Origin of the sequence: Pseudomonas sp. 2822-15 (assembly GCF_002742515.1) — a bacterium.
GTDB lineage: Bacteria > Pseudomonadota > Gammaproteobacteria > Pseudomonadales > Pseudomonadaceae > Aquipseudomonas > Aquipseudomonas salomonii.
The window spans coordinates 259,506-281,094 of the sequence record NZ_LJRY01000156.1; the positions used below are offsets into that span (position 1 = coordinate 259,506).

Annotated in this window: 19 protein-coding genes; 11 read left to right on the plus strand and 8 right to left on the minus strand. The window is 62.1% G+C overall.

What is annotated here, in order from left to right; all coding sequences use genetic code 11:
- Positions 1–53: 53 nt before the first annotated feature.
- The 3 genes from AOA59_RS02910 to dinG form a co-directional block, all read right to left on the minus strand.
- The gene (locus tag AOA59_RS02910; protein WP_017137194.1) at positions 54–1,199 is read right to left on the minus strand and encodes an EstA family serine hydrolase; all 1,146 of its coding nucleotides are present in this window, start codon (positions 1,197–1,199) and stop codon (positions 54–56) included.
- 82 nt (positions 1,200–1,281) lie between these two features.
- Positions 1,282–3,579, minus strand: a complete 2,298-nt coding sequence (locus tag AOA59_RS02915) for a beta-galactosidase (protein ID WP_099485856.1) — start codon at positions 3,577–3,579, stop codon at positions 1,282–1,284.
- A 98-nt stretch (positions 3,580–3,677) separates the two neighbouring features.
- Positions 3,678–5,822, minus strand: coding sequence for an ATP-dependent DNA helicase DinG (dinG, locus tag AOA59_RS02920; protein WP_065929008.1), 2,145 nt, complete (start codon positions 5,820–5,822; stop codon positions 3,678–3,680).
- A 99-nt stretch (positions 5,823–5,921) separates the two neighbouring features.
- On the opposite strand from dinG, the gene AOA59_RS02925 reads away from it, so the two are divergent.
- Entirely contained in the window at positions 5,922–6,386 is a 465-nt protein-coding gene (locus AOA59_RS02925) for a CopD family protein (RefSeq protein ID WP_099485858.1), read from the plus strand.
- Positions 6,387–6,558: 172 nt separating this feature from the next.
- Here the strand turns inward: AOA59_RS02925 and AOA59_RS02935 are convergent, their stop codons facing one another.
- From AOA59_RS02935 to AOA59_RS02945, 3 genes are all read right to left on the minus strand, one after another.
- Complete coding sequence (locus tag AOA59_RS02935; RefSeq protein WP_056857500.1) at positions 6,559–7,317, minus strand: hypothetical protein; 759 nt, start codon at positions 7,315–7,317, stop codon at positions 6,559–6,561.
- Positions 7,310–7,603, minus strand: coding sequence for a DUF1145 domain-containing protein (locus tag AOA59_RS02940; RefSeq protein WP_056857501.1), 294 nt, complete (start codon positions 7,601–7,603; stop codon positions 7,310–7,312). Before AOA59_RS02940 ends, AOA59_RS02935 begins: the two co-directional genes overlap by 8 nt.
- A gap of 132 nt (positions 7,604–7,735) precedes the next feature.
- Positions 7,736–8,431, minus strand: a complete 696-nt coding sequence (locus AOA59_RS02945; protein WP_099485860.1) for an OmpA family protein — start codon at positions 8,429–8,431, stop codon at positions 7,736–7,738.
- A gap of 190 nt (positions 8,432–8,621) precedes the next feature.
- Here AOA59_RS02945 and AOA59_RS02950 point away from each other — a divergent pair, with 190 nt between their 5' ends.
- The 4 genes from AOA59_RS02950 to AOA59_RS02965 are packed head-to-tail and all read left to right on the plus strand — an operon-like array spanning position 8,622 to position 10,307.
- Positions 8,622–9,119: a DUF6231 family protein gene (locus tag AOA59_RS02950; RefSeq protein ID WP_099485862.1), complete on the plus strand. Its 498-nt coding sequence runs from the start codon at positions 8,622–8,624 to the stop codon at positions 9,117–9,119.
- Positions 9,120–9,123: 4 nt separating this feature from the next.
- On the plus strand, positions 9,124–9,594 hold the full coding sequence (locus AOA59_RS02955) for a YchJ family protein (protein ID WP_056857503.1): 471 nt from the start codon (positions 9,124–9,126) through the stop codon (positions 9,592–9,594).
- Positions 9,595–9,615: 21 nt separating this feature from the next.
- On the plus strand, positions 9,616–10,098 hold the full coding sequence (locus AOA59_RS02960; RefSeq protein ID WP_065929003.1) for an LEA type 2 family protein: 483 nt from the start codon (positions 9,616–9,618) through the stop codon (positions 10,096–10,098).
- A complete protein-coding gene (locus tag AOA59_RS02965) occupies positions 10,095–10,307 on the plus strand; it encodes an SEC-C metal-binding domain-containing protein (RefSeq protein ID WP_082463548.1) in 213 nt (70 codons plus the stop codon). The genes AOA59_RS02960 and AOA59_RS02965 overlap by 4 nt, the downstream gene beginning before the upstream one ends.
- 63 nt (positions 10,308–10,370) lie before the next feature.
- On the opposite strand, the gene AOA59_RS02970 is transcribed toward AOA59_RS02965, so the two are convergent.
- Together AOA59_RS02970 and AOA59_RS02975 are read right to left on the minus strand one after the other, a co-directional pair.
- Positions 10,371–11,756: an ATP-binding protein gene (locus AOA59_RS02970; RefSeq protein WP_099485863.1), complete on the minus strand. Its 1,386-nt coding sequence runs from the start codon at positions 11,754–11,756 to the stop codon at positions 10,371–10,373.
- Positions 11,753–12,463, minus strand: a complete 711-nt coding sequence (locus tag AOA59_RS02975; RefSeq protein WP_065929001.1) for a response regulator — start codon at positions 12,461–12,463, stop codon at positions 11,753–11,755. Before AOA59_RS02975 ends, AOA59_RS02970 begins: the two co-directional genes overlap by 4 nt.
- A gap of 197 nt (positions 12,464–12,660) precedes the next feature.
- On the opposite strand from AOA59_RS02975, the gene AOA59_RS02980 reads away from it, so the two are divergent.
- The 6 genes from AOA59_RS02980 (at position 12,661) to AOA59_RS03005 (ending at position 21,557) form a co-directional block, all read left to right on the plus strand.
- Positions 12,661–15,045: a TonB-dependent siderophore receptor gene (locus AOA59_RS02980; RefSeq protein WP_099485865.1), complete on the plus strand. Its 2,385-nt coding sequence runs from the start codon at positions 12,661–12,663 to the stop codon at positions 15,043–15,045.
- 25 nt (positions 15,046–15,070) lie between these two features.
- Positions 15,071–16,186, plus strand: coding sequence for an ABC transporter substrate-binding protein (locus tag AOA59_RS02985; RefSeq protein WP_099485866.1), 1,116 nt, complete (start codon positions 15,071–15,073; stop codon positions 16,184–16,186).
- Between the two features lie 156 nt (positions 16,187–16,342).
- Positions 16,343–17,401: an iron ABC transporter permease gene (locus tag AOA59_RS02990; protein WP_099485868.1), complete on the plus strand. Its 1,059-nt coding sequence runs from the start codon at positions 16,343–16,345 to the stop codon at positions 17,399–17,401.
- Positions 17,398–18,183 (plus strand): ABC transporter ATP-binding protein, encoded by a 786-nt coding sequence (locus AOA59_RS02995; RefSeq protein WP_099485870.1) that lies wholly within the window; start codon positions 17,398–17,400, stop codon positions 18,181–18,183. The genes AOA59_RS02990 and AOA59_RS02995 overlap by 4 nt, the downstream gene beginning before the upstream one ends.
- Positions 18,184–18,276: 93 nt before the next feature.
- The gene (locus AOA59_RS03000; RefSeq protein WP_099485872.1) at positions 18,277–18,921 is read left to right on the plus strand and encodes a glutathione binding-like protein; all 645 of its coding nucleotides are present in this window, start codon (positions 18,277–18,279) and stop codon (positions 18,919–18,921) included.
- A gap of 194 nt (positions 18,922–19,115) precedes the next feature.
- On the plus strand, positions 19,116–21,557 hold the full coding sequence (locus AOA59_RS03005) for a penicillin acylase family protein (protein WP_099485874.1): 2,442 nt from the start codon (positions 19,116–19,118) through the stop codon (positions 21,555–21,557).
- Positions 21,558–21,589 lie beyond the last annotated feature (32 nt).

Below are 21,589 nucleotides of genomic sequence, written 5' to 3' on the forward strand. Positions count from 1 at the left end.
AGCGCCTTCTTATACTTGCCTTTGTAACAAAAAAACGTGAAACAGCAAGCTCTTTACAGACAACCGGCCAATATTCCGACCAACTTCTGCGCACGCGGGTCCATAAGTACATAAGGGCCCAGTGTATTAGTCACGAAACCAAATGCTACATCGCGCTCAGGGTCGGCAAACCCCACCGAACCACCGGCGCCAGGGTGACCAAACGCACGCGGGCCAAGGCCAAAGGTCGCATTGGGCAGTTGCGGTTGATCCAACATGCACCCCAAACCGAATCGGGTTTGAGTCAATAATGTTTTGTCTGGCCCGATACTGTGTTCGCGGGTCAATTGTTCGAGCATGTCGCTCTCAAGCAAACTACCGTCCAACAATCCGCTATAAAAACCCGCCAGGCTGCGCGCATTACCGTGACCATTTGCCGCCGGCTGCTGCATCCGCCGCCATTCGGGCTTATTAGTGCTGGTCAGAATAGACGGTGGGTTGGCAAATGCGCGGGTGGTCATGGCATTTGGTTCGCGCATCATTACTTGAAGTAACCGCTGCGCCGCTTCATCGCCCATATTGCCTTTGCTGCGCGCTATATGTGCCACCCGATAAAACTCTTCGTCCGCCAAACCGACATGGAAGTCCAGGCCCAATGGCCGCGCAACCCGCGCCACAATCGATTCGCCCGGCCCGCGCCCATCGGCGCGGCGCAGCAACTCACCGACCAGCCAACCGTAGGTGATGGCCTCGTAGCCGTGCCCTTCGCCCGGTGTCCACCACGGGGCTTCGGCCGCCAGGGTGTCGACCATCAATGGCCAGTCATACAGGGCTTCGGTCGGCAACATCTGGCGAATCGCCGGCAGCCCGGCCTGGTGGCAAAGCAACTGGCGCAGCGTGATGGTTTCTTTACCCGCCGCTGCAAACTCGGGCCAGTAGTCGGCAACCGGCGCATCCAGTTTCAGCTTGCCTTCGGCAACCAGCTGCAGGGCCGTGACGGCGGTGAAGGTCTTGGTGCAGGAAAACAGGTTGACGATGGTGTCGCTGTGCCAGGCCTCGGCACCGTCCTTATCGGCGGTACCGGCCCACAGGTCGACGACGGTTTCGCCGCCGATCTGGATACACAGCCCGGCACCACGCTCCTGCGGGTCATCGAACAACGCGGCAAACGCTTCACGTACCGCTTCGAACTGGAGCTCGTAATGACCCTGAATCTGCACCTAAGCCGCCTTGGAAAACACCGTAAGAAGTGGCCGACATTGTTCCAGTCATTACAGGTTTTGTGAACCCGTCAATGATCATTCAATGACCATTTCCAGAGTGCCCACCCGCATGTCCGGCGCCCTGCCCTGCGCCCTTGCCTTCATGCCCGGACTTGCCGCCTTCATTCTCTCGAACCGTGCTGGCCGCCTTGGCTTTTTCGGCCTCCTTGCCCAGTTGGTCGACCGCCGCCAGGTTGCTTTTACGCACACTGTCGACAAAGCCCTGGAACGGCACATCGGTGATGCCCACCAGCCCGAAGTGACCGTTCTCGCCATCCAGCAAGCGCCCGGTAACCGGCTGGTCCAGGTACTGGAACCAATGCACGCCGACAATCGACGGCTCGGCCATGGCCTGCTTGAGGAAGTTGCTGTACGCCACGCCACGGTCTTCTTCACGGGCCAACTGCGTCACGCCGCCCCAGAACGGGCCACGGTCGGCAGAGCCGAAGTTGAACTCGGTGATCAGTACCGGCTTGTCCAGCGCGCGCAGAGCGGCAAAGTCATAACCATCCTGTGGCTTCAAGGTGTACATGTTGAAACTCAGCACGTCGCAATACTGGGCGCAGGACGCCACGGCCTCCGGCGTGCTGACGGCATACCGACCGCCCAGCAGCAGTTGGTTGGGCGCGTGCCATTTCAACGAATCGGAGATGGTCTTGAAGTAGGCATCGGCGAAGGTCTTCTGGAAATATTTGAAGTCGGCTTCGATTTCCGGGTGCTCAGGGCTCGGCATCGGCGGCTCAAAGCCTGGGTCCTCCATCAACTCCCAACCCGCCAGGTGGATGCCCCAGGCTTTCGACAGGCCTTCTTCGTTACGGTACTTGTCGCGCAATTGCTTGAGGAACGCGCGCTTGGCCGGTACATCGGTGGTCATGCGCAAGGTGCCGTAAGCCAAGGCGTAACGGGATTTTGGATCATCGCCGGGGCCGGCCCAGGCCAGCTCGTTGTCGGCAAAGTAGCCGATCAGCCACGGATCATCACGGTGGTCGCGAGCGGCAATGGCCACGGCGCGTTCGGTGGCCATGGCAAAGCGTGGGTCGAACGGGTCGGGCATGCCGCCCCACCAGTCGGTGCCGGTGCTGATGCTGGCGTAGTCACCAACAATCGACAGCGGCAAGGTGTACGGCACGCGGTCGGCGCGGGCCAGGGCCTCATCGCTCCAGTTGCCCACGGTGTTGAAGCCCCAGGCTTGCAGGCGATCAAGGGTGTGGCTGACCCAGCGTTTCTGGTCGAAACCTTCGCCGCCGTAGGTACGTTGCAAGTTGGCGCCGTAAAAATCGTACCAACGCCCTACGCTGAAGCCCCGGCCCTGATCGGCACCGTTGCCGCCCCGGTTATCGCCACTGCCGTAATACTTGTCGAACGGTTCACCGGCCTTGGGCAACGCGGCGAACATCCACTCACGACCGGCCACGTAGGTCTGGTTGTTGTCCGGCGCCACGGTGTTAACACCCAGCGAATAGAACGGATGGCCTTGCGGCGTCACCAGGTACCAGCGACCGTCACGCTTCTCGGTGCGGAAAAAACCACTGGCGTCGAACGCCGGGCCTTTGTTCCAGCCGCCGTATGGGTCCAGAGCGGATTTGTCGCGCTCGGCCAGCCAGCCCTTGAGCTGCTGCTGCTCCTTGGCCGCGGCGGCTTTGAGTTGCTCGTCACTGCTGATTTTTTCCGGCCAGCGCGCACGGGTGGATTGGCCATATGCGTCCACCAGTTCGCTGTAGGCTGCCTTCAGTACCGGCTCGCTGTCCTGCACGCCAAAACGCTCAAGCAAAATGCTTTGGGCGGCGTTGGGCTTGAGCATCGACAGGGTGACCGAGGCCACCTGGCTGCGGTCGATCTCACCGGCACTGGCGGCCAGCAATACACGCTGACCGTCCACGGTGATCGGCATCGGCGGGCCGGCCTTCATGCCCTGGCTCAGCGGCGAGTTGGCCTGCAACGGAATCAACAGGGTCTGGGCCGGGCCGGCCGGCAGGTCGATGCGGCTGACCAGGGTCTTGCCGTCAGTGCTCTGTACTTTGACATACAAGGTCAACGCCCAATCCATGGCGCTTTGGATACGCAGGCTCATGGCGCCGGACTGCGACCAGTCCCACACGCCAGTCTGCGGGCTGAGCACCAGGCTCGGCTCGGCCGCCGGGTTGAAGGTGATGCGGCGCAGCACCTCGCCTTCGGGGGTTTGTTCGGCGTTGTATTGCGGCAGGCTGGCGTCCTGAGTCGCCACCTTGACCACATCGGCAGGCCGGACGAAGTTGAACAGCGTTTGTTGCCCGGCAGGCGCGGCCATCAAGGGCGCAGCAAACAACAAGGCAAAAAGAGCGGGCAGCGTGCGAATCATACGAACAAGGTTCTCCCAATCGGCCGATGACTGGCCTGATGACATAAAGCGTTGGCAGTGAGATAGACCACGAAGTGGGCGACTTCGCCCACAGCGGCTTAAGAAATTTCGCGCCTGAAGGGCGGCAAGGCATTAAGGATAGCTTTGCCATAGCGCTGCGTGACCAAACGGCGGTCGAGCAAGGTGATGGTGCCGCGGTCTTCCTCGGTACGCAGCAAGCGACCGCAGGCCTGGACCAGCTTCAAGGACGCATCCGGCACCGAGATTTCCATGAACGGGTTACCGCCCCGCGCCTCGATCCACTCGGCCAAGGCTGCCTCGACCGGGTCATCCGGTACCGAGAACGGAATCTTGGCAATCACCACGTGCTCGCAATAGGCGCCGGGCAAGTCCACGCCTTCGGCAAAACTGGCGAGGCCGAACAGCACACTGGAATCGCCGCCATCAACCCGCGCCTTGTGTTTGTTGAGGGTTTCCTGCTTGGACAGATTGCCCTGGATAAACACTTGTTTGCGCCAGTCGCGGTCGAGGCCGTCGAACACGTCCTGCATCTGTTTACGCGACGAAAACAGCACCAGCGTGCCGCGTGAACCTTCGACCAGCGCCGGCAAGTCGCGAATAATCGCCGCCGTGTGCGCGGCCGCATCCCGGGGGTCGGCCTTGAGGTCCGGCACGCGCAGCACGCCGGCATCGGCGTGATGGAACGGGCTCGGCACCACGGCCGTCACCGCTTTTTTCGGCAGCCCGGCGCGCATGCGGAAGCGGTCGAAAGTGCCCAAAGCCGTCAGCGTGGCCGAGGTCACCAGGCAGCCATAGGCCACGTTCCACAGGTTGCGGCGCAGCATTTCGGCAGCGAGGATGGGGCTGGCGTTGACCTCGATATCAAACAGCGCACCGCTTTCCGACAGGGTCAGCCACCGCGCCATCGGCGGGTTGTCTTCCGGGTCTTCGACGGTGAAGGCGGTCCACAACTCCCAGTTGCCCTGGGAGCGCGACAACAGGCTGCCGAACAGTGGGTACCATTCCTCGGCCTGGTTGCTGGCGATGCCGATATTGACCTCGCCGTCCATGCCTTCCTTGAGCAAGTCGGTGAGGCGTGTGAACAGGTCGGTGAGGCGTGAAAAGCCCTTCTTCAGCTCAATGCCCATTTCGCGCATATGCTCGGGGATCAACCCGCCGACAAAGCGGTGGCGTGGCCGCTCACGGCCCTCCACGTCTTCACCGGGCTTGAAGTCGGCGACTTGCTCGCAGGCGCTGAACATGAATTGCTGCTGAGTCTTGATCTCCCGCGCCAGCTCCGGCACTTGCTCGATCAATTTGCCCAAATCGCCGGGCAGCGGGTGCTGGGCCAGCAGTTTGGTGAGGTTCTTGGCGGTGGTTTCCAGCCAGTCGGCCGTGGAACGCAGCCGCGTGTAGTGGGCGAAGTGGCCGATGGCCTTGTCCGGCAGGTGGTGGCCTTCGTCGAATACGTAGAGGGTATCGCGTGGGTCGGGCAATACCGCGCCGCCGCCCAGGGCCAGGTCGGCCAGTACCATGTCGTGGTTGGTGACGATCACGTCGACCTTGCCCATGCCTTCGCGGGCCTTGTAAAAGGCGCACTGGCCGAAGTTGGGGCAATGGCGATTGGTGCACTGGCTGTGGTCGGTGGTCAGGCGTGCCCAGTCCGCATCTTCCAGGGCAGTGGGCCAGCTGTCGCGGTCGCCGTCCCACTTATTGCCGGCCAGCTTCTCGATCATGCTGGTAAACAGCTTCTGGCTGACTTCATCCACTTCGATCTTGAAGCCTTCTTCTTCGAACAAGGAGGCAGTGGCGGTTTGTGCGTGGCCTTCCTGCAACAATACGTCGAGCTTGGACAGGCACATGTAGCGCCCACGCCCCTTGGCCAGGGCGAAGGTGAAGTTCAGGCCGCTGTTGCGCATCAGGTCGGGCAGGTCTTTGTAGACAATCTGTTCCTGCAGGGCGACGGTGGCGGTGGCGATCACCAGGCGCTTGCCGGCGGCCTTGGCGGTCGGGATCGCGGCCAGGCTGTAGGCCACGGTCTTGCCGGTGCCGGTGCCGGCCTCGACGGCCACAATCGCAGGGTCGCCACTGCGCCGCCCTTCGTCGTCGGTGTCGATATCTCCGAGGACCTTGGCCACTTCGGCGATCATCAGGCGTTGGCCGTAGCGCGGTTTCAAGCGCTTGGCTTCGAGAAAACGCGAATAGGCGCCCTGGATCGTGGTTTTGAGTTCAGTGCTGATCATGGATAGTCGGGCGCAAAAAACGCTGGATAAATTTTCAGTGGTTCGGATCGGCCGCTATCATACCCCGCTAATTAATCCCGCGCAGAACGGAGTACCACAATGACCGCGTTTAGCCTCGCTTACACCCTGCATGTACTGGCCGCCCTGGTTTGGGTCGGCGGTATGTTTTTCGCCTGGATGATCCTGCGCCCCGCCGCCATGGCGGCACTTGAGGGCCCCGCCCGGCTCAAGCTGTGGGCAAATGTGTTTCAACGTTTTTTTGTGTGGGTCTGGGTCGCGGTGCTGATTTTGCCGATCAGCGGCATCGGCCTGTTGCAACTGCGGTTCAGTGGTTTTGAGACCGCGCCGCGCTATGTACAGGTGATGATGGGTTTGTACCTGGTGATGACGGCGCTGTTTATCCGCATCCAGGCACTGAAGTTCCCGGAACTGCGCGCAGCGGTGGCGGCTGAGGATTGGCCGACGGGTGCGGCCGCGCTGGGGCAGATCCGCAAACTGGTGGGGATCAATTTGATTGTGGGGTTGGTGGTGGTGGCGATTGCTTCGGCGCGGCCGATGTTCTGACCCCCGCGCCTGTGACGAGCGGGCTTACTGTGGCGAGCGGGCTTGCCCCGCGTTGGGCTGCGCAGCAGCCCCAATAATGTCACTGCGTTTTTTCCGACAAATTGTGGCGTCTGGTTTTGGGGCTGCTGCGCAGCCCAACGCAGGGCAAGCCTGCTCGCCACAAAAGCCAGGATTAGAGCCGCTGAATAGTCACAGCACCCGCAGGCCCAGCCGGCCCCGGCTGGCCTTCCAACCCTGGCCGGCCTTTATCGCCGCCATCGGCGCGGTACACCAGGCAACCCTTGGACTGCCCGCCTTTGCCCGGCTTGCCCGCCGTACCGGCCAAGCCACCCGGCCCGCCGTCGACCCAGACCTTGATCTGCTCAGCCGGGAAGCTCTGCGGCAGCTCGACCCGCACAGTCGCCCCCGACGCGCCCGGCAGGCCGTCGCCGCCATTATCGCCATTGGCACCACGCCCGGCGGAACCCCAGGTGCAACCCGGGTCGACGCCGTTGGCGCCATCCAGGCCGGCATAACCTTGGGCACCGGCGCCGCCACGGGCGTCCACCGAGAGTTCATCGGCGGTCAGCGCGTTAATGCGCAGCACCAGGTCACGCCCGGCCTTGGCCGGCCTTTCGTGGGTACCGGGAGCCCCGCGCGACGTGATCTGGCTGCCATGCTCCAGCTGCGCATTACGCACCTGCAATTGCAGCGCGGTATTGCCGGGGGCGATGGTGATGCGCGCCTCACGGCCCAGGTGCAGCTCATCCACGGTCACTTGGCTGATGGTCGCCGGCACCAGCAATGTGCCGTAGTCCGCCACATCCAGGCGCTCCAGTTGCAACACGCTGGTGCTGCTGGGCAGACGCATCAGCGAGTTGGTTTCGACACTGACGCTCTGCGCCAGAGCAATGGGGCTGACCAACAGGGCCAACAGAAAAACCTTATGCATGATTGGCCTCCTTGTTCGTTTCATTAACCGTTGCAGGCGCCGACAGGCCCCGCACATGGAACATCCCCACCAGCAGAATCTGCAAGCGGTCACGCCAAGGGTGGGCACGGTGTTTCAAGCTGCTGTTGAACAACAGCAATTCAAGCAGGTGGGTAAGCAACAACAGACTGCCGGCCAGGCTGACCAACAGGTGAAACGGATTGGTCAGCGGCCGGAACAGGTTGACCAGCACCACCACCCAGAACAGCAACGTCAGAAACTTCCCCAGCCCCCAAAACACCTTCATCCCGCATGCCCCTGCCTATTATTCTTTGGGCGCACAGTACCGACTTCTGCAGGCGATATGCCAGTGAAGGATGAAAAAACTTGCCAGGGCTCGCCGGCAATGCCCCTGCGGCGCCCGCAGGGGCAATGGCTGTCAGCGGTTGATCTGGATTTCCACGCGACGGTTCAACGCACGCCCTTCAGCGTTTTTGTTGTCGGCCACCGGGTGGCTTTCGCCGGCACCGGTCACCGAAACAAAGTTGCTGCGAGGCACACCGGAGCTGACCAGGTAATCCGTCACCGAGTGGGCGCGTTTTTCCGAGAGCTTCTGGTTGTAGGCATCCTTACCGACGCTATCGGTATGGCCACTGACCCGCAGCTGCGCGCCTGGGGCTTCTTTTTTCAGGCGAGTAGCAATGATGTCGAGCTTGGTTTTGTCCGCGGCCGTCAACTTGGCCGAATCGAACTGGAAGTGCACATCCCGAATCACGATGGTTTCTTCCTTGACCACCACCACTTCCTCAACCACTGCGGCCGGCGGTGCGGGTGGGCAACCATTGGCATCGACCTGCACGCCTTTTGGCGTGCCAGGGCACTTGTCGCGGCTGTCCGGCACACCGTCACCATCTTCGTCGCCATCACCATGCACCCAGCAATAGGCGCCGGCCATGCCGCCGATCAGCAAAGCGCCTGCGCCTGCGTAGGCTGAACTTTCAGTCGCGCCAATGGCAGCGCCCGTCACACCACCGACTGCAGCACAGGTGGGCCAATCGGTTTTTTGCAACCCTGCGCAACCTGTCAATACTCCGGTTAGCAGAACCAAGGGTAGAGCTGTCCGCATGATGCTCATGTGATTTCTCCTGAGGGTATCGGCGGGGGCCGACAGGTGGAGTAAAGACCGCTCTTTTCATCTGCGCCAGTACGCCACACCCCCGGTTTCATTGAGGATCGCCGCACTTGCAGGACTTTTCACCGCCGCCCGCTCTAGGCCCGCACGCTCAGCCGCGCTAGTCTCTAGGGTTCTGATGTGAGGATCTGTGATGACCGCTGGTATTTCTTCCCGTACACCCCAGCAAGCCCTGGCGGCTTTGCTCGATTTGCACCGGCCCAAACGCCTGTTGCTGTTGGGCGCCAGCCAGTTCCCGGCGCTGGAGGCGTTTCAAGCCGAGCATCCTGACACCGTGGTCGCCGTCGCCCCGCCCGGGCCGTTGCCGCCGGAACTGGCGGCGCAGCGTTTTGACCTGGCGCTGGTGGTCGACTGCCTGGAGCACCTGTCAAAACCGCAAGGCCTGACCTTGCTCGGCGGTATTCGCAACCTTAATAGCAGCCGCATTGCGGTGCTGGCGGACCTGAACGCCTGCGACTGGAAGGACACCGACTTCTTCTCCCTCGCGCTGCAAGCCGGCGAGCGTTTCCAGCGTGATGAGCAGGTGCTGACGCTGTTTACCTATGATCTGCTTGACTATAAACAGGTGCCCGACTGGCTCAACGCCCGTTTCTGGGCCAACCCGGAAAATTTTGGAAAGTATTGGTGGTAACCCGATGAGTACATCCATTTGCCCCTGCGGCAGCGGCAACCTGCTGGATGCCTGCTGCGGCCACTATCACGCCGGCCACCCCGCGCCCTGCGCCACCGCGCTGATGCGCTCGCGCTACAGCGCCTATGTGCTGGGCCTGGTGGACTACCTGGTGGCCACCACCTTGCCGGCGCAGCAAGCCGGCCTGGACCGCAACGCGATCAGCGCCTGGAGCGCGCAGAGCACCTGGCTGGGCCTGGAGGTGGAAAGTTCGGAAGTGTTCGGCGGCCAGCCGGAACATGCATTCGTGACCTTTACCGCACGCTGGCATGACAGCACCGGCGAACACAGCCACCGTGAGCAGTCTTCTTTCGTACAGAATGACGGGCGCTGGTACTTCATCGACCCGACGGTTGAGGTGAAGGCCGGGCGCAATGATGTATGTTTGTGCGGCAGCGGCCAAAAATTCAAGAAGTGCTGTTCCAGCTACCTCTAATTACCTCACAGGGAAAACGCCATGCTTCGGATGTACAGCTTGATGCTGGCGTTAACCCTGAGTCTCAGCGGTTGCGCGTCGTGGTTCGAAGACGATACGCCTACGCCCCACGTCGCCCTGGTGAAAGTCGAGGTGGTGCGGGCCAAGCTGCTGGAGCAGAAATTCAAACTGTGGTTTCGCGTGGATAACCGCGACGACGCCGACCTCACGGTGCGCGGCCTGATCTATAAGGTCAGGCTGGGCGGTTTTGTGCTCACCGAAGGCGAGTCCAATGAATGGCTGACCATACCGCCGCACGGCCATGGTTTTTTTCGGGTGAAGGTGCGCACCAACCTCTGGCCGCAGATACGCGATGTGGTGCAAATGCTCAAAAACCCGACCAAACCCGTGCCCTATCGCCTGGAAGGCGAGCTGAAAACCGGATTATTCATCGGTAATGACGTGCAGGTCGCCCACAATGGCGAGATAATCCCCGGCGATTTTATTCCGGAGCGACATCGATGACTCAGCAACCCCATGTCCATGGTCCTGACTGCAACCACGATCACGACCACCATGATCACGGCCATGATCACGACCACGGCCATGTCCACGGCCCGAACTGCGGCCACGCTCACCAGGAGCCGGTGCGCAACGCGTTGAAGGACGTGGGTCGCAACGATCCTTGCCCGTGCGGCAGTGAGAAGAAATTCAAGAAGTGCCACGGGGCCTGATGCCCTGAATGCAGTCAGTGTGGGAGCTGGCTTGCCTGCTCCCACATTGGATCGTATTGCAGCTCAGGATTTGCGTTGGAACTGCAACACCACCTGCAGCCCGCCGCCTTCCCGATTACTCAAACTCAATCGCCCCTCATGCGCCCGCGCAATGGTGTGCGCAATGCTCAGGCCCAACCCATACCCGCCCGTGTCGGCGTTGCGTGAGCCTTCGACCCGGTAAAACGGTTCCATCACCTGCTCCAGTTGTTCCTGGGGAATCCCCGGGCCACGGTCACTGATGACGATTTTCAAACTGTCCGCCTGATCCTCAACCCGCACCACCACGTCTCGGCCATAACGCACCGCGTTTTCCAGCAGGTTCTGCACACAGCGCTTGAGGCTGCGCGCGTACCCCGGCAACGGTTGCCTGGCGCGCCCCACAACGGTCACGCTTTCGCCCACGTCTTCCAGGTCGGCCTGCAAGCTTTGCAGCAAGGCGTTGATGTCGATGTTCTGCCGCGTCTCGTTGATTTCGCCGCTGCTGACAAAATCCAGAGTGCTGGAGACCATGTGTTCCATTTCTTCCAGGTCGCTGCGAAAACGCTCCTTGGTGCGCGTGTCTTCGAGCATCTCGGTGCGCAGGCGCAGGCGTGTGATCGGCGAGCGCAGGTCGTGGGAAATCGCCGCCAGAAAGCGCGTGCGCTCGGCAATATTGGCAATCAGCCGTTGCTGCATCGCATTAAACGCCTGGGCCGCGCGGCGCACTTCGGTGGGGCCGTCCAGCGCTAACGGCGGGCGCTGGATATCCCGGCCCAGGGCTTCGGCGGCCCTGGCCAAGGCGTTAAGCGGGCGAATGGCCAGGCGCACCGCCACCAGCGCGATGATCACCAGCACCAGCACGCGCAGCAAATAGATGCGCATCACGTAGTCGAACAGCAAGTCCAGCGGCGACGTGCTGGTCCAGCCCTGCTCTTCGCTGGCGTCCACCTGCAACCAGCGCCCATCGGGCAGGCGCAGGTCGATCAGGAACTGCCCGACTACCGGCCTGGAGCTGAGCAAAGTCGAGAGCCCGGCGCTTTGCCCTTCGCCATCGACCAGAGACAGGCGCAACAACATCAGGGTCTGGGCATACCCGGTTTTCTCCGACAGCACTTTCTTGATCAGCCGCTCGGTGGGCCGGTCACTGTCGGTCAGTGTGCTGGGCGTGTTGCTGGCCTGATCGCTCAAGGTCAATTGAAAGTGCGGCGTATTGAGCAGTTTGATCAACTGGTCGGCCTGCTGCGGATCGCTGTGTACCAGGCGCACCACGTCTGCCAGGCGCGTGGCGATCAGCCGTGCAGGAATTTCCAGCACCTGGCCATGCCGACGGTCATACCAGATGCTGCTGGTCAGTGCCTGGGCCGCGAGCATGCCGCTGACCAGAATCAGCACCAGCCGCCCGAACAGCGAACGCGGCAGCAGTCTCACGACTCCAGCACCACATCATCGGCAGTCAGCATGTAGCCCTCGTTGCGCACGGTTTTGATCAGCCCTGCCGGCAGCTGCGAGCGCAGGCGGCTGACGCACACGTCGATGGAACGGTCGAACGGCGTGCTGTCCTTGTCGAAGACATGGTTAAGCAAAAAGTCGCGACTCAACGGCCGGTTCGGGTGCTGCAACAACAGGCGCAGCACGCGGTAGTCGGAGTTGCCCAGGCTCACCACTACGCCCTCGGGCGTGAGCAATTGCCGCGCCCGTGTGTCGAGCTGCCAGCCGGCAAACCGGATGCTCGGCGCCTCGTCCAGCCGCGCACGATCCGGAAAGCTCTGCACCCGGCGCAACACCACTTTGATCCGCACCAGCAGCTCACGCGGGTCGAACGGTTTGGGCAGGTAGTCGTCGGCGCCGATTTCCAGGCCGACGATGCGGTCGATCAACGAGCCTTTGGCGGTGAGCATCACCACCGGCGTATTGGAACTCACGCGCAGTTCGCGGCACAGGCTCAGGCCGTCTTCGCCGGGCAGCATCACGTCGAGCACGATCAGGTCGATCACATTCAGCGCCAGGCGGCGGCGCATTTCCTTGCCGTCGGCGGCGGTGGACACCTGAAAACCCGCGTCGCTCAAGTAGTCGCAGAGCAACTGACGGATTTGCGGGTCATCATCAACGATCAGCAGGTGGTCAAGCTTGGCCATGGGCAGTCAATCCGAAAACGCAAAACGCAGGAGATAGCCGAACGTTCATCCAGCGATACACGCAAATGTAATGGAATGTTGTGGGGAACCATAATCACGCATCAGCGATACAAAGCCAGGGCATGGCAGGCGGAATCGCTCTTTAGACTACCGAACCTGAATGAGAGTAATTGTAATTTAGACTCGGATCATCACCTATGTCACTGCCCACGCCCCAACGTCACACGCTGCACACCACCCTGGCACCGATGTTCGGTTTCCTCGCGGCCGGCAGTGTTGCGCCGACCGCCTGGGCCGATGCGCCGGCCGCCGCGCCGAATGATTCGGTGGTGAGCCTGCCGCAGATCACGGTCGACGGCCAGGAAGCCAGCTCCACCTTCAAAGTCGACCGTGTGACCTCGGCCAAAATCAGCCAGCCGCTGCTCGACGCCCCGCAAAGCGTGACTATCGTGCCGCAGCAGGTGCTCAAGGAGCAGAACGCGCAGACCCTGCAGGAAGTGTTGCGCAACGTGCCGGGCATCACCTTCATGTCCGGCGAAGGCAACCTGGGCTGGGGCGATCTGTTTTCGATTCGCGGGTTTTCCTCCGAGCAAAGCCTGACCGTCGACGGCGTGCGCGATGCGGGCATGTCCACGCGCACCGACACTTTCAACCTGCAACAGGCTGAAGTGTTCAAGGGCACCGGCTCGATTGAGTCGGGCGTTTCCGCCGTGGGCGGCAGCGTCAACCTGGTGAGCAAAGAAGCGCACCTGGGTGATGCCAACAAGGTGTCCGCCGGGATCGGCACCGACAGCTACCGTCGCCTCACCGCCGACCTCAATAAACAGCTGAACGACACCACCGCCGTGCGCATCAACCTGATGAAGCACTACAACCAAGTGGCCGACCGCGACGACGTGGACTACGACCGCTGGGGCATCGCCAGCTCGTTCGGCTTCGGCCTGGGCACCGACACGCGTTTCTTCGTCGACACCTTCTACCAGAAAGACACCAACACCCCGGACGGCGGCGTGCCGATCCAGCGCGGCACCGACGGCCACCGCATGCCCGGCGTCAAACGCTCCAACTGGTACGGCGACTCCAGCCTTTATACGCAGGAGAACGAAACCACCTCGCTGACCGCCCGCTTCGAGCATGACTTTGACTGGAACGACGCCCACCTGCGCAACCAGACGCGCTGGGAACGCAGCGACAACTTCGCCGTGCTGTCGCCGGCACGCTTCTTCGCCGCCGACGCCAGCGGTAAAAAAACCTGCACCGGCGCCCGCTGTGCGACCTTGGGCTACACCGGCACAGGCCCAATCAGCCAAGTGCCCGGCAGCACGGTGAATGCCTACACCGACTACGTAAACAACAGCAACACCGGCTACGGCATCCTGCGGGGCAGCGACTTCGGCTTGTCCAAGCGCTACACCATCCTGGATAACCAGACCGACTTAAGCTTCACGTTCAACACCGGCAGCCTGCAGCACGCCGTGGTCAGCGGCCTGGAGTTCTATCACGAGACGTATGGCGGCCTGAAACGCAACGCCGAAGTGCCGGCCGGCGACCTGTTCTTCAACATGAACGAGCCCAGCCACAGCTTCGCCAGCACCTACGTGACCAAGGGCGAAGGCGACCCGCGCTCGGTGATCGACAACGCCGGTCTCTACGCGGGCGACACCGTCACCCTTAACGAACAATGGCAAGTGCTTGGCTCGCTGCGCTACGACAACTGGCGCGCGCAAACCCGCCAGCGCGGCCAGGCCGACATCAGCAGCACCGACGGTGCGGCGAGCGGTCGCGTCGGCGCGGTGTACAAGCCATTGCCGAACGGCAGCGTCTACGTGTCCTACAGCGAGGCGGCGCAACCGTCGGCGCTGGGCGCGTCCACCAACAACCAGATCTACGGCGCGTCCACCACCCGCAACTACAGCCCGGCCAAGTCGAAAACCTACGAGATCGGCACCAAGTGGGACATTGCCCACGACAGGCTCAATGTCACGGCGGCGATCTTCCGCACCGAACTGGACAACGCCTGGGAATACCAGGACGGCGAATCCGCGCCGGTGCGCGCCCTGCCCGCCAAGCGTGTGGACGGCATCGAACTCGGCCTGCAAGGCAACATCACCCCGCGCTGGACCGCCTACACCGGCTTCTCGGCGCTCAAAAGCACGCAGACCAAAGGCATCAACAAGGGCGCGGAAGCCAAAAACGTCCCCGACCTGACCGCCAACCTGTGGACCACCTACGCCGTCACCGACGCCCTGAGCCTCAGCTACGGCGAGCAATACGTGGGCCGTCGACGCTACAGCGACAACACGTATGTCGGCGGTTTGAACAACAACAGCAGCTACGCCAACGGCCCGTCCGGCGTGTATGCGATCTACACCCGCGACCACGAAAAAGCCCCCGGTTACTGGCTGAGCAACCTGGCGGCGCAATACAAGGTGAACAAGGACACCACGGTCAACCTCAACCTCAACAACGTGTTCAACAAGTTCTATTACAGCCAGGTCGGCGCGTCCCTCGACGGCTTCCAGCTCTACGGCATCCCAGGCGCCGGTCGCACGCTCACCGCCAGTGTCGATTATGAATTCTGATTGCCCCTCACCCGGAGTCCTTTCCATGTTCAAACCTCGTAACGTGCTCAAGCTCGGCGTGCTGTGCGCCGCGCTGGTCCTCGGCCACGCCGAAACGGCCGCTGCCCATGAAGTCATCGACGTGTTGGGCCGCAAGGTCGACGTCAAAGACGACGTCAAACGTGTGGTACTCGGCGAAGGCCGTTTGATTTCGGCGTTTGCCTTGCTCGACAAGGACGCACCGTTCCAGCGCATCGTCGGCTGGCAGAACGATTTGAAGCTGCTGGACCAGCACACTTACAACGCCTATGTGGCGAAGTTTCCTTCGGTCAAAGACATCCCGTTGATCGGGCAAGCGTCCGAGCAGAGTGTCAGTGCCGAGGAAATTCTCTCGCTGAAACCGGATCTGGCGGTGTTCAGCATTTCGGGCCACGGCCCGACCGAACACAGCGCGGTGGCAGACGTGCTGGCCAAGGCCGGCATCCCGGTGTTGTTCGTCGACTTTCGCATCAACCCGGTGCAGGGCACTCACACCAGCATGAACGCGCTGGGCCAGGCCTTGGGCCGCGAAGCCCAGGCCAAGGCGTTCCTGGGGTTCTATGACCAGCACATCAAGGCCATCACCGACGCCGTTGCCACCTTGCCGGCCAGCCCGCGCCCGAGTGTGTTCCTCGAACTGCTGGCCGGTGCCTGGCAGGCGCCGGGGCACACCACCGGCAAAAGCGGCATGGGTGAAGTGATCAAGCTGGTCGGCGGGCGCAATATCGCCGCCAACGTGGTGCCGGGTGCGCTGGGGGACATCAGCGTTGAATACGCACTTAAAGCCGACCCGGATGTGTACGTGGCCACCGGCAATCACACACCGGGGCTGATTCTCGGCGCTGGCGTGAGCACCGATGAAGCCCGCGAGGCGTTCGATCGTGTGCTGGCGCGGCCGGAGTTCGCCAACCTGCGTGCCATCCGCGCGGGCAATGCCCACGGCCTGTGGCATGACTTCTACAACTCGCCATACAACTTGCTGGCGATTGAAGCATTGGCCAAATGGGTGCACCCGGAGCTGTTCGCCAAGCTCGACCCGCAAGCGACTATGGAACAGATCAACCAACAGTTTTTGGGGATGCCGCTGCAGGGTGCTTACTGGATTGACGCCAAGGCCAAGTAACCCCAATCACCCTGCAGGAATGCAGTCAGTGTGGGAGCTGGCTTGCCTGCGATAGCGGTGTGTCAGTCAATAAAAGGGTGACTGATATTCCGCTATCGCAGGCAAGCCAGCTCCCACATGTGGATTTTCGTTGTTTTCAACATTGTGTGAGCCCCCATGACCACTCAAACCCTCGACCTTGCCAGCGCCACTCACGGCTATCGCCGTTTGCTGGCCCGGCGTGCCTGGCTGTTGGCGCTGCTCGGAATCGCGCTGGTCTGCGCCATTCTGGTGGACCTGGCCAGCGGCCCGTCGGGCATGGGCCTGCTGGCGTTGCTCGATGGCATCCTGCATCCGTCGCACCTGAGCGCCACCGACCAGGTGATCATCTGGAACGTGCGCCTGCCCTACGCGCTGATGGCGGTGCTGGTGGGTTGCGCGCTGTCGCTGGCCGGGGCCGAGATGCAGGCGATCCTCAATAACCCGCTGGCCAGCCCGTTTACGCTGGGCGTGTCGTCGGCGGCGGCCTTGGGCGCTTCGTTGGTCATCGTGTTTCCGGTGACCACACTGTGGGTGTCGGCCAACACCGCGATTTCGATTTCGGCGTTTATCTTTGCCGCCGCCTCGGTGTTTTTGCTGCAAGCCATGTCACGCCTGCGCGGTGCGGGCGTGGAAAGCCTGGTGCTGTTCGGCATCGCGCTGGTGTTCAGTTGCAACGCCGTGGTGGCCTTGCTGCAACTGGTGGCCACCGAAGACGTGTTGCAACAGTTGGTGTTCTGGACCCTGGGCAGCGTGACCCGCGCCAACTGGGACAAACTCGGCATCCTCGCCTTTGTCGTCGCCGTGGTACTGCCGTTTTCCTTCGCCGCCGCGCCGCGCCTGACCCTGCTGCGCATGGGCGAAGACCGCACACAAAGCTTTGGCGTGGACGTGAAGCGCCTGCGGTTTTTCTCGTTGCTGCGTATCAGCCTGCTGTCAGCCACTGCCGTGGCGTTCGTAGGCACCATCGGTTTTATCGGCCTGGTGGGTCCGCATATTGCGCGGATTCTGGTGGGTGAAGACCAGCGTTTTCTGCTGCCCGCCAGTGCATTGACCGGCGCGTTGCTGCTGGCGCTGTCGTCGATTGCCAGCAAACTGATCATGCCCGGCGTGATTGTGCCGGTGGGCATCGTCACCGCATTGGTGGGCGTACCGATTTTTGTGGTGTTGGTGTTCAAGCGCGGGAGGCAGTTATGAGTGCGGGGTTATCGGTACACAACGCCACTATCCGCTACGGGCGCCGACAGATTGTGCATCAGCTGAGCTTGCCGACCCTGCCCCACGGCAGCCTTACCGCCTTGATCGGCCCTAATGGCGCGGGTAAATCCACGCTGCTGCGGGCCATTGCCGGGCTGGAAAAGATGCAAGGCGTGGTCAGGCTGGGAGACCTTGACCTGTCAGCCATGTCGGTGGCCGAGCGTGCGCGACGCGTGACGTACATGCCGCAAAACCTGCCGCCGGGCCTGAGCCTCAGCGTGATGGAAAGCGTGATCGCCGCGCTCCGCGTGGCCAATGTGGACGGCATTCCATTGTCCAGCGAGGCCTGTTTGCGCGAAGCCTTCGAAGCGTTGCAGCGTATCGGCATCGCGCATTTGGCTGATCAACTGTTAAGCACCTTGTCTGGCGGCCAGCGCCAATTGGTCAGCCTCGCGCAGCTGATTGCGCGGCGCCCGCAAGTGATGTTGCTCGACGAACCCACCAGCGCGCTCGACCTCAATTACCAATTAAAAGTCATGGACTGCGTGCGCGCGCTGGTGCGCGAACACAACTTGATCGCCGTGGTGGTGCTGCACGACATCAACCTGGCTGCACGCTTCGCCGACCATATCGCCGTGCTGCGCCAGGGCCGGTTATACGCCAGCGGCGTGGCGGAGGAGGTGCTCGACCCGGCATTGTTTGCGCAGGTCTATGGCGTACAGGTGCGCATTGAGCGCTGCTCGCAGCAGTCATTACAGGTGTTGGTCGATGGGGCGGTGTGACGGGCTTCTAAGGTTAGACGAAAATGTTTGATTGAATTATTGCCCTGCGATCATCACCTAAAGAGACAGGCATTCGCTCATTTGGAGAGCTTCATGATCGACCTGTACTACTGGACCACCCCCAACGGTCACAAAGTATCGCTGTTCCTGGAAGAAGCCGGCCTGCCCTACACGGTGCACCCGATCAACATCGGCCAGGGCGAGCAGTTCAAGCCGGACTTCCTGAAGATCGCTCCCAACAACCGCATCCCGGCCATCGTCGATCACAGCCCGACCGACGGCGGCGCGCCGATTTCACTGTTCGAATCCGGCGCAATCTTGCTGTACCTCGCGGAAAAAACCGGCCAGTTCATCCCCAAAGACCTGCGCGGCCGCCAAGAGGCGCTGCAATGGCTGTTCTGGCAAATGGGCGGGCTGGGGCCGATGGCGGGTCAGAATCATCATTTCAGCCAGTTCGCACCGGAGAAAATTCCCTACGCCATTAAACGTTATGTGGATGAAACCGCCCGTCTGTATGGCGTGCTGGACCGCCGTTTGGCCGACCGAGCGTTCGTGGCGGGTGAGGACTACAGCATCGCCGACATGGCGATCTACCCGTGGATTGTTTCCCACAAGTGGCAGAGCCAGCGTCTGGAGGATTTCCCGCACGTGCAGCGCTGGTTCAACCGCATCAAGGAACGGCCGGCGACGGTTCGGGCCTACGAGCTGGTGCAGAAAGTGAACCCGCCAAAGTCCTGATTAGCCGAGGATCGTTCCCACGCTCCGCGTGGGAATGCCGCCCCGGACGCTCTGCGTCCCCCCCCAAAAAGCGTGACGCCGAGCGTCACAAAATGCATTCCCACGCAGAGCGTGGGAACGATCCTGCTTGCGTCGTTTCGCCGCGCTCACTAACGTAGCGCCTTTAATGACGCTACCCCCGCAGGAGCTTTGCCATGGCCTCGCCAGCCCTCTCACATTTTATCCCCCGGTTCGGCGTTGCCGCGGCAGTGGCCAGTGCTTTAAGCCTGGCCGGTTGCCAGCTCCAGAGCACCCAGGACACCCTGCCGCCAGTGGCCGGTGTGCAACCGATCAAAGGCCTGGCACAGAATGTGTCGGTGCGCCGCAATGCCCAGGGCATGCCGCTGATCGAAAGCAACACCTTCCATGACGCGCTGTTCAGCCTCGGTTATGTACACGCCAGCGACCGCATTACGCAGATGGTCACTTTGCGTCTGCTGGCACAAGGCCGCCTGGCGGAGATGTCCGGGCCGCAGGTGCTGGATGTCGACCGTTTCATGCGCGCGGTCAACCTGAAAAAAAGCGCCAGCGAGCTGTACAACGCTTCGTCGCCGCGCCTCAAGCGCTTCTTTGAAGTGTATGCCCGTGGCGTCAACGCCTACCTGTTCCGCTACCGCGACAAGCTGCCGCCGGATCTGGCCCAGACCGGCTACAAGCCCGAGTACTGGAAGCCGGAAGATTCGGCACTGTTGTTCTGCCTGCTGAATTTCAGCGAGTCGAGCAACCTGCAGGAAGAACTCTCGTCGCTGGTACTGGCGCAGAAAGTCGGGGCCGACAAGCTCGCCTGGCTGACGCCGAGTGCGCCGGATGAGCCGATCCCGATGGACGAAGCCGACAAACTCAAGGGCGTGAACCTCGGCCAGGTCACCGGCCTTGCCGGGCTTGAAAGCGTCGGCCAGCAGTTGAACAGCCTGAACGCACTGGCCGTCACCACTTCCAACAACTGGGCCATTGGCCCGCAACGCAGCCGCAGCGGCAAAAGCCTGCTGGCCAGCGACCTGGCGGCCCAGCCACAAGCGCCATCGCCGTGGAACTACGTGCAGATCCGTGCCCCGAAATACCAGGCGGTCGGCGTCTCGATTGCCGGTTTGCCGACCCTGCTGTCCGGCTTCAACGGCAAAGTGGCGTGGAGCATGAGCGCGGTCAAAGGCGACACCCAGGACTTGTTCCTGGAGAAGGTCAAACGCCAAGGCAGCGCGTTGTACTACGAGAACAACGGCAAATGGCTACCGGCCGTCGTGCGCAACGAAACCTACTTCGCCAAGGGCCAGCGGCCGATTCGCGAAGTGGTGTACGAAACCCGCCACGGCGCCCTGCTCAACAGCGGCCAGGCACTCACCACCGGGTTCGGCCTGGCCCTGCAAACCGCCGACCTCAAGGACGACAAGAGCCTGGACGCATTCTTCGACCTGTCCCGTGCCCAAAGCGCCGGCAAGGCCTCGGACGCGACCCGGGAAATCCGCGCCATCGCCCTCAACATGATGTTTGCCGACGCAAGCAGCATTGGCTGGCAAGTCACCGGCCGCTTCCCCAACCGCCGCGAAGGCCAGGGCCTGCTGCCCTCGCCGGGCTGGGACGCGCGCTTTGACTGGGACGGCTACGCCGACGCGATGCTGCACCCTTACGATCAAGACCCGGCCCAAGGCTGGATCGGCACGGCCAACCAGCGCACCGCGCCACGCGGTTATGGCATGCAGTTGTCCAACTCCTGGGACGCCCCGGAGCGCAGCGAGCGCCTGGCGCAACTGGCCAACGCCGGCAAGCATGACAGCCGCAGCATGATCGCCATGCAGTACGACCAAACCACTACGTTTGCCGCCAAGCTCAAGACCATGTTCCAGGCGCCGGGCATGGCCCAGCCGCTGAGACAGGCAATCGATGCGCTGCCGGCAGCCGACGCCGTGAAGGCCCGCGAAGCGCTCAATCGCTTGATGGCCTTTGACGGTCGCCTGGCACCGACCTCCGCCGATGCGGCGATCTATGAGCTGTTCCTGCAGGAAAGCACCAGGCAGATCTTCCTCGACGAACTCGGCCCGGAAAACAGCGCCAGCTGGAAGGCCTTTGTCAGCAACGCCAACCTGTCCTATTCCGCCAACGCCGACCACCTGTTGGGCCGTGAAGACAGCCCCTTCTGGGACGACGTGCGCACCGCGCAAAAAGAAGACAAGCCGGCGATCCTCGCCCGCAGCCTTGCCGCCGCCATCACCGCCGGCGACAGCCAATTGGGTGGCGATCACAAGGCCTGGCAGTGGGGCAAACTGCATACCACCACCTGGAAAAACACCAATGGCCAGGTGATCCGCGGCCCGTTTGCCAGTGGCGGCGACCACAACACCCTGAACCCGGCGCCGTACAGCTGGGGGCAGGATTTTGTGACCACCCAGGTGCCGGCGCTGCGCATGATCGTCGACTTCAGCCAAATCGAACCAATGATGGGTCAAGGTGGCATCGGCCAATCCGGCAACCCGGCCAGCCCGAACTATGCGAACGGCATCGATGCGTCGCTCAAGGCGCAATACCTGAGCTTCCCGATGCAGCCGCAGAACTTTGACAAGGTGTATGGGAAAACCCGCTTGACCCTTACACCCGGCAAGTAACCCGGTGATCGTTCCCACGCTCTGCGTGGGAA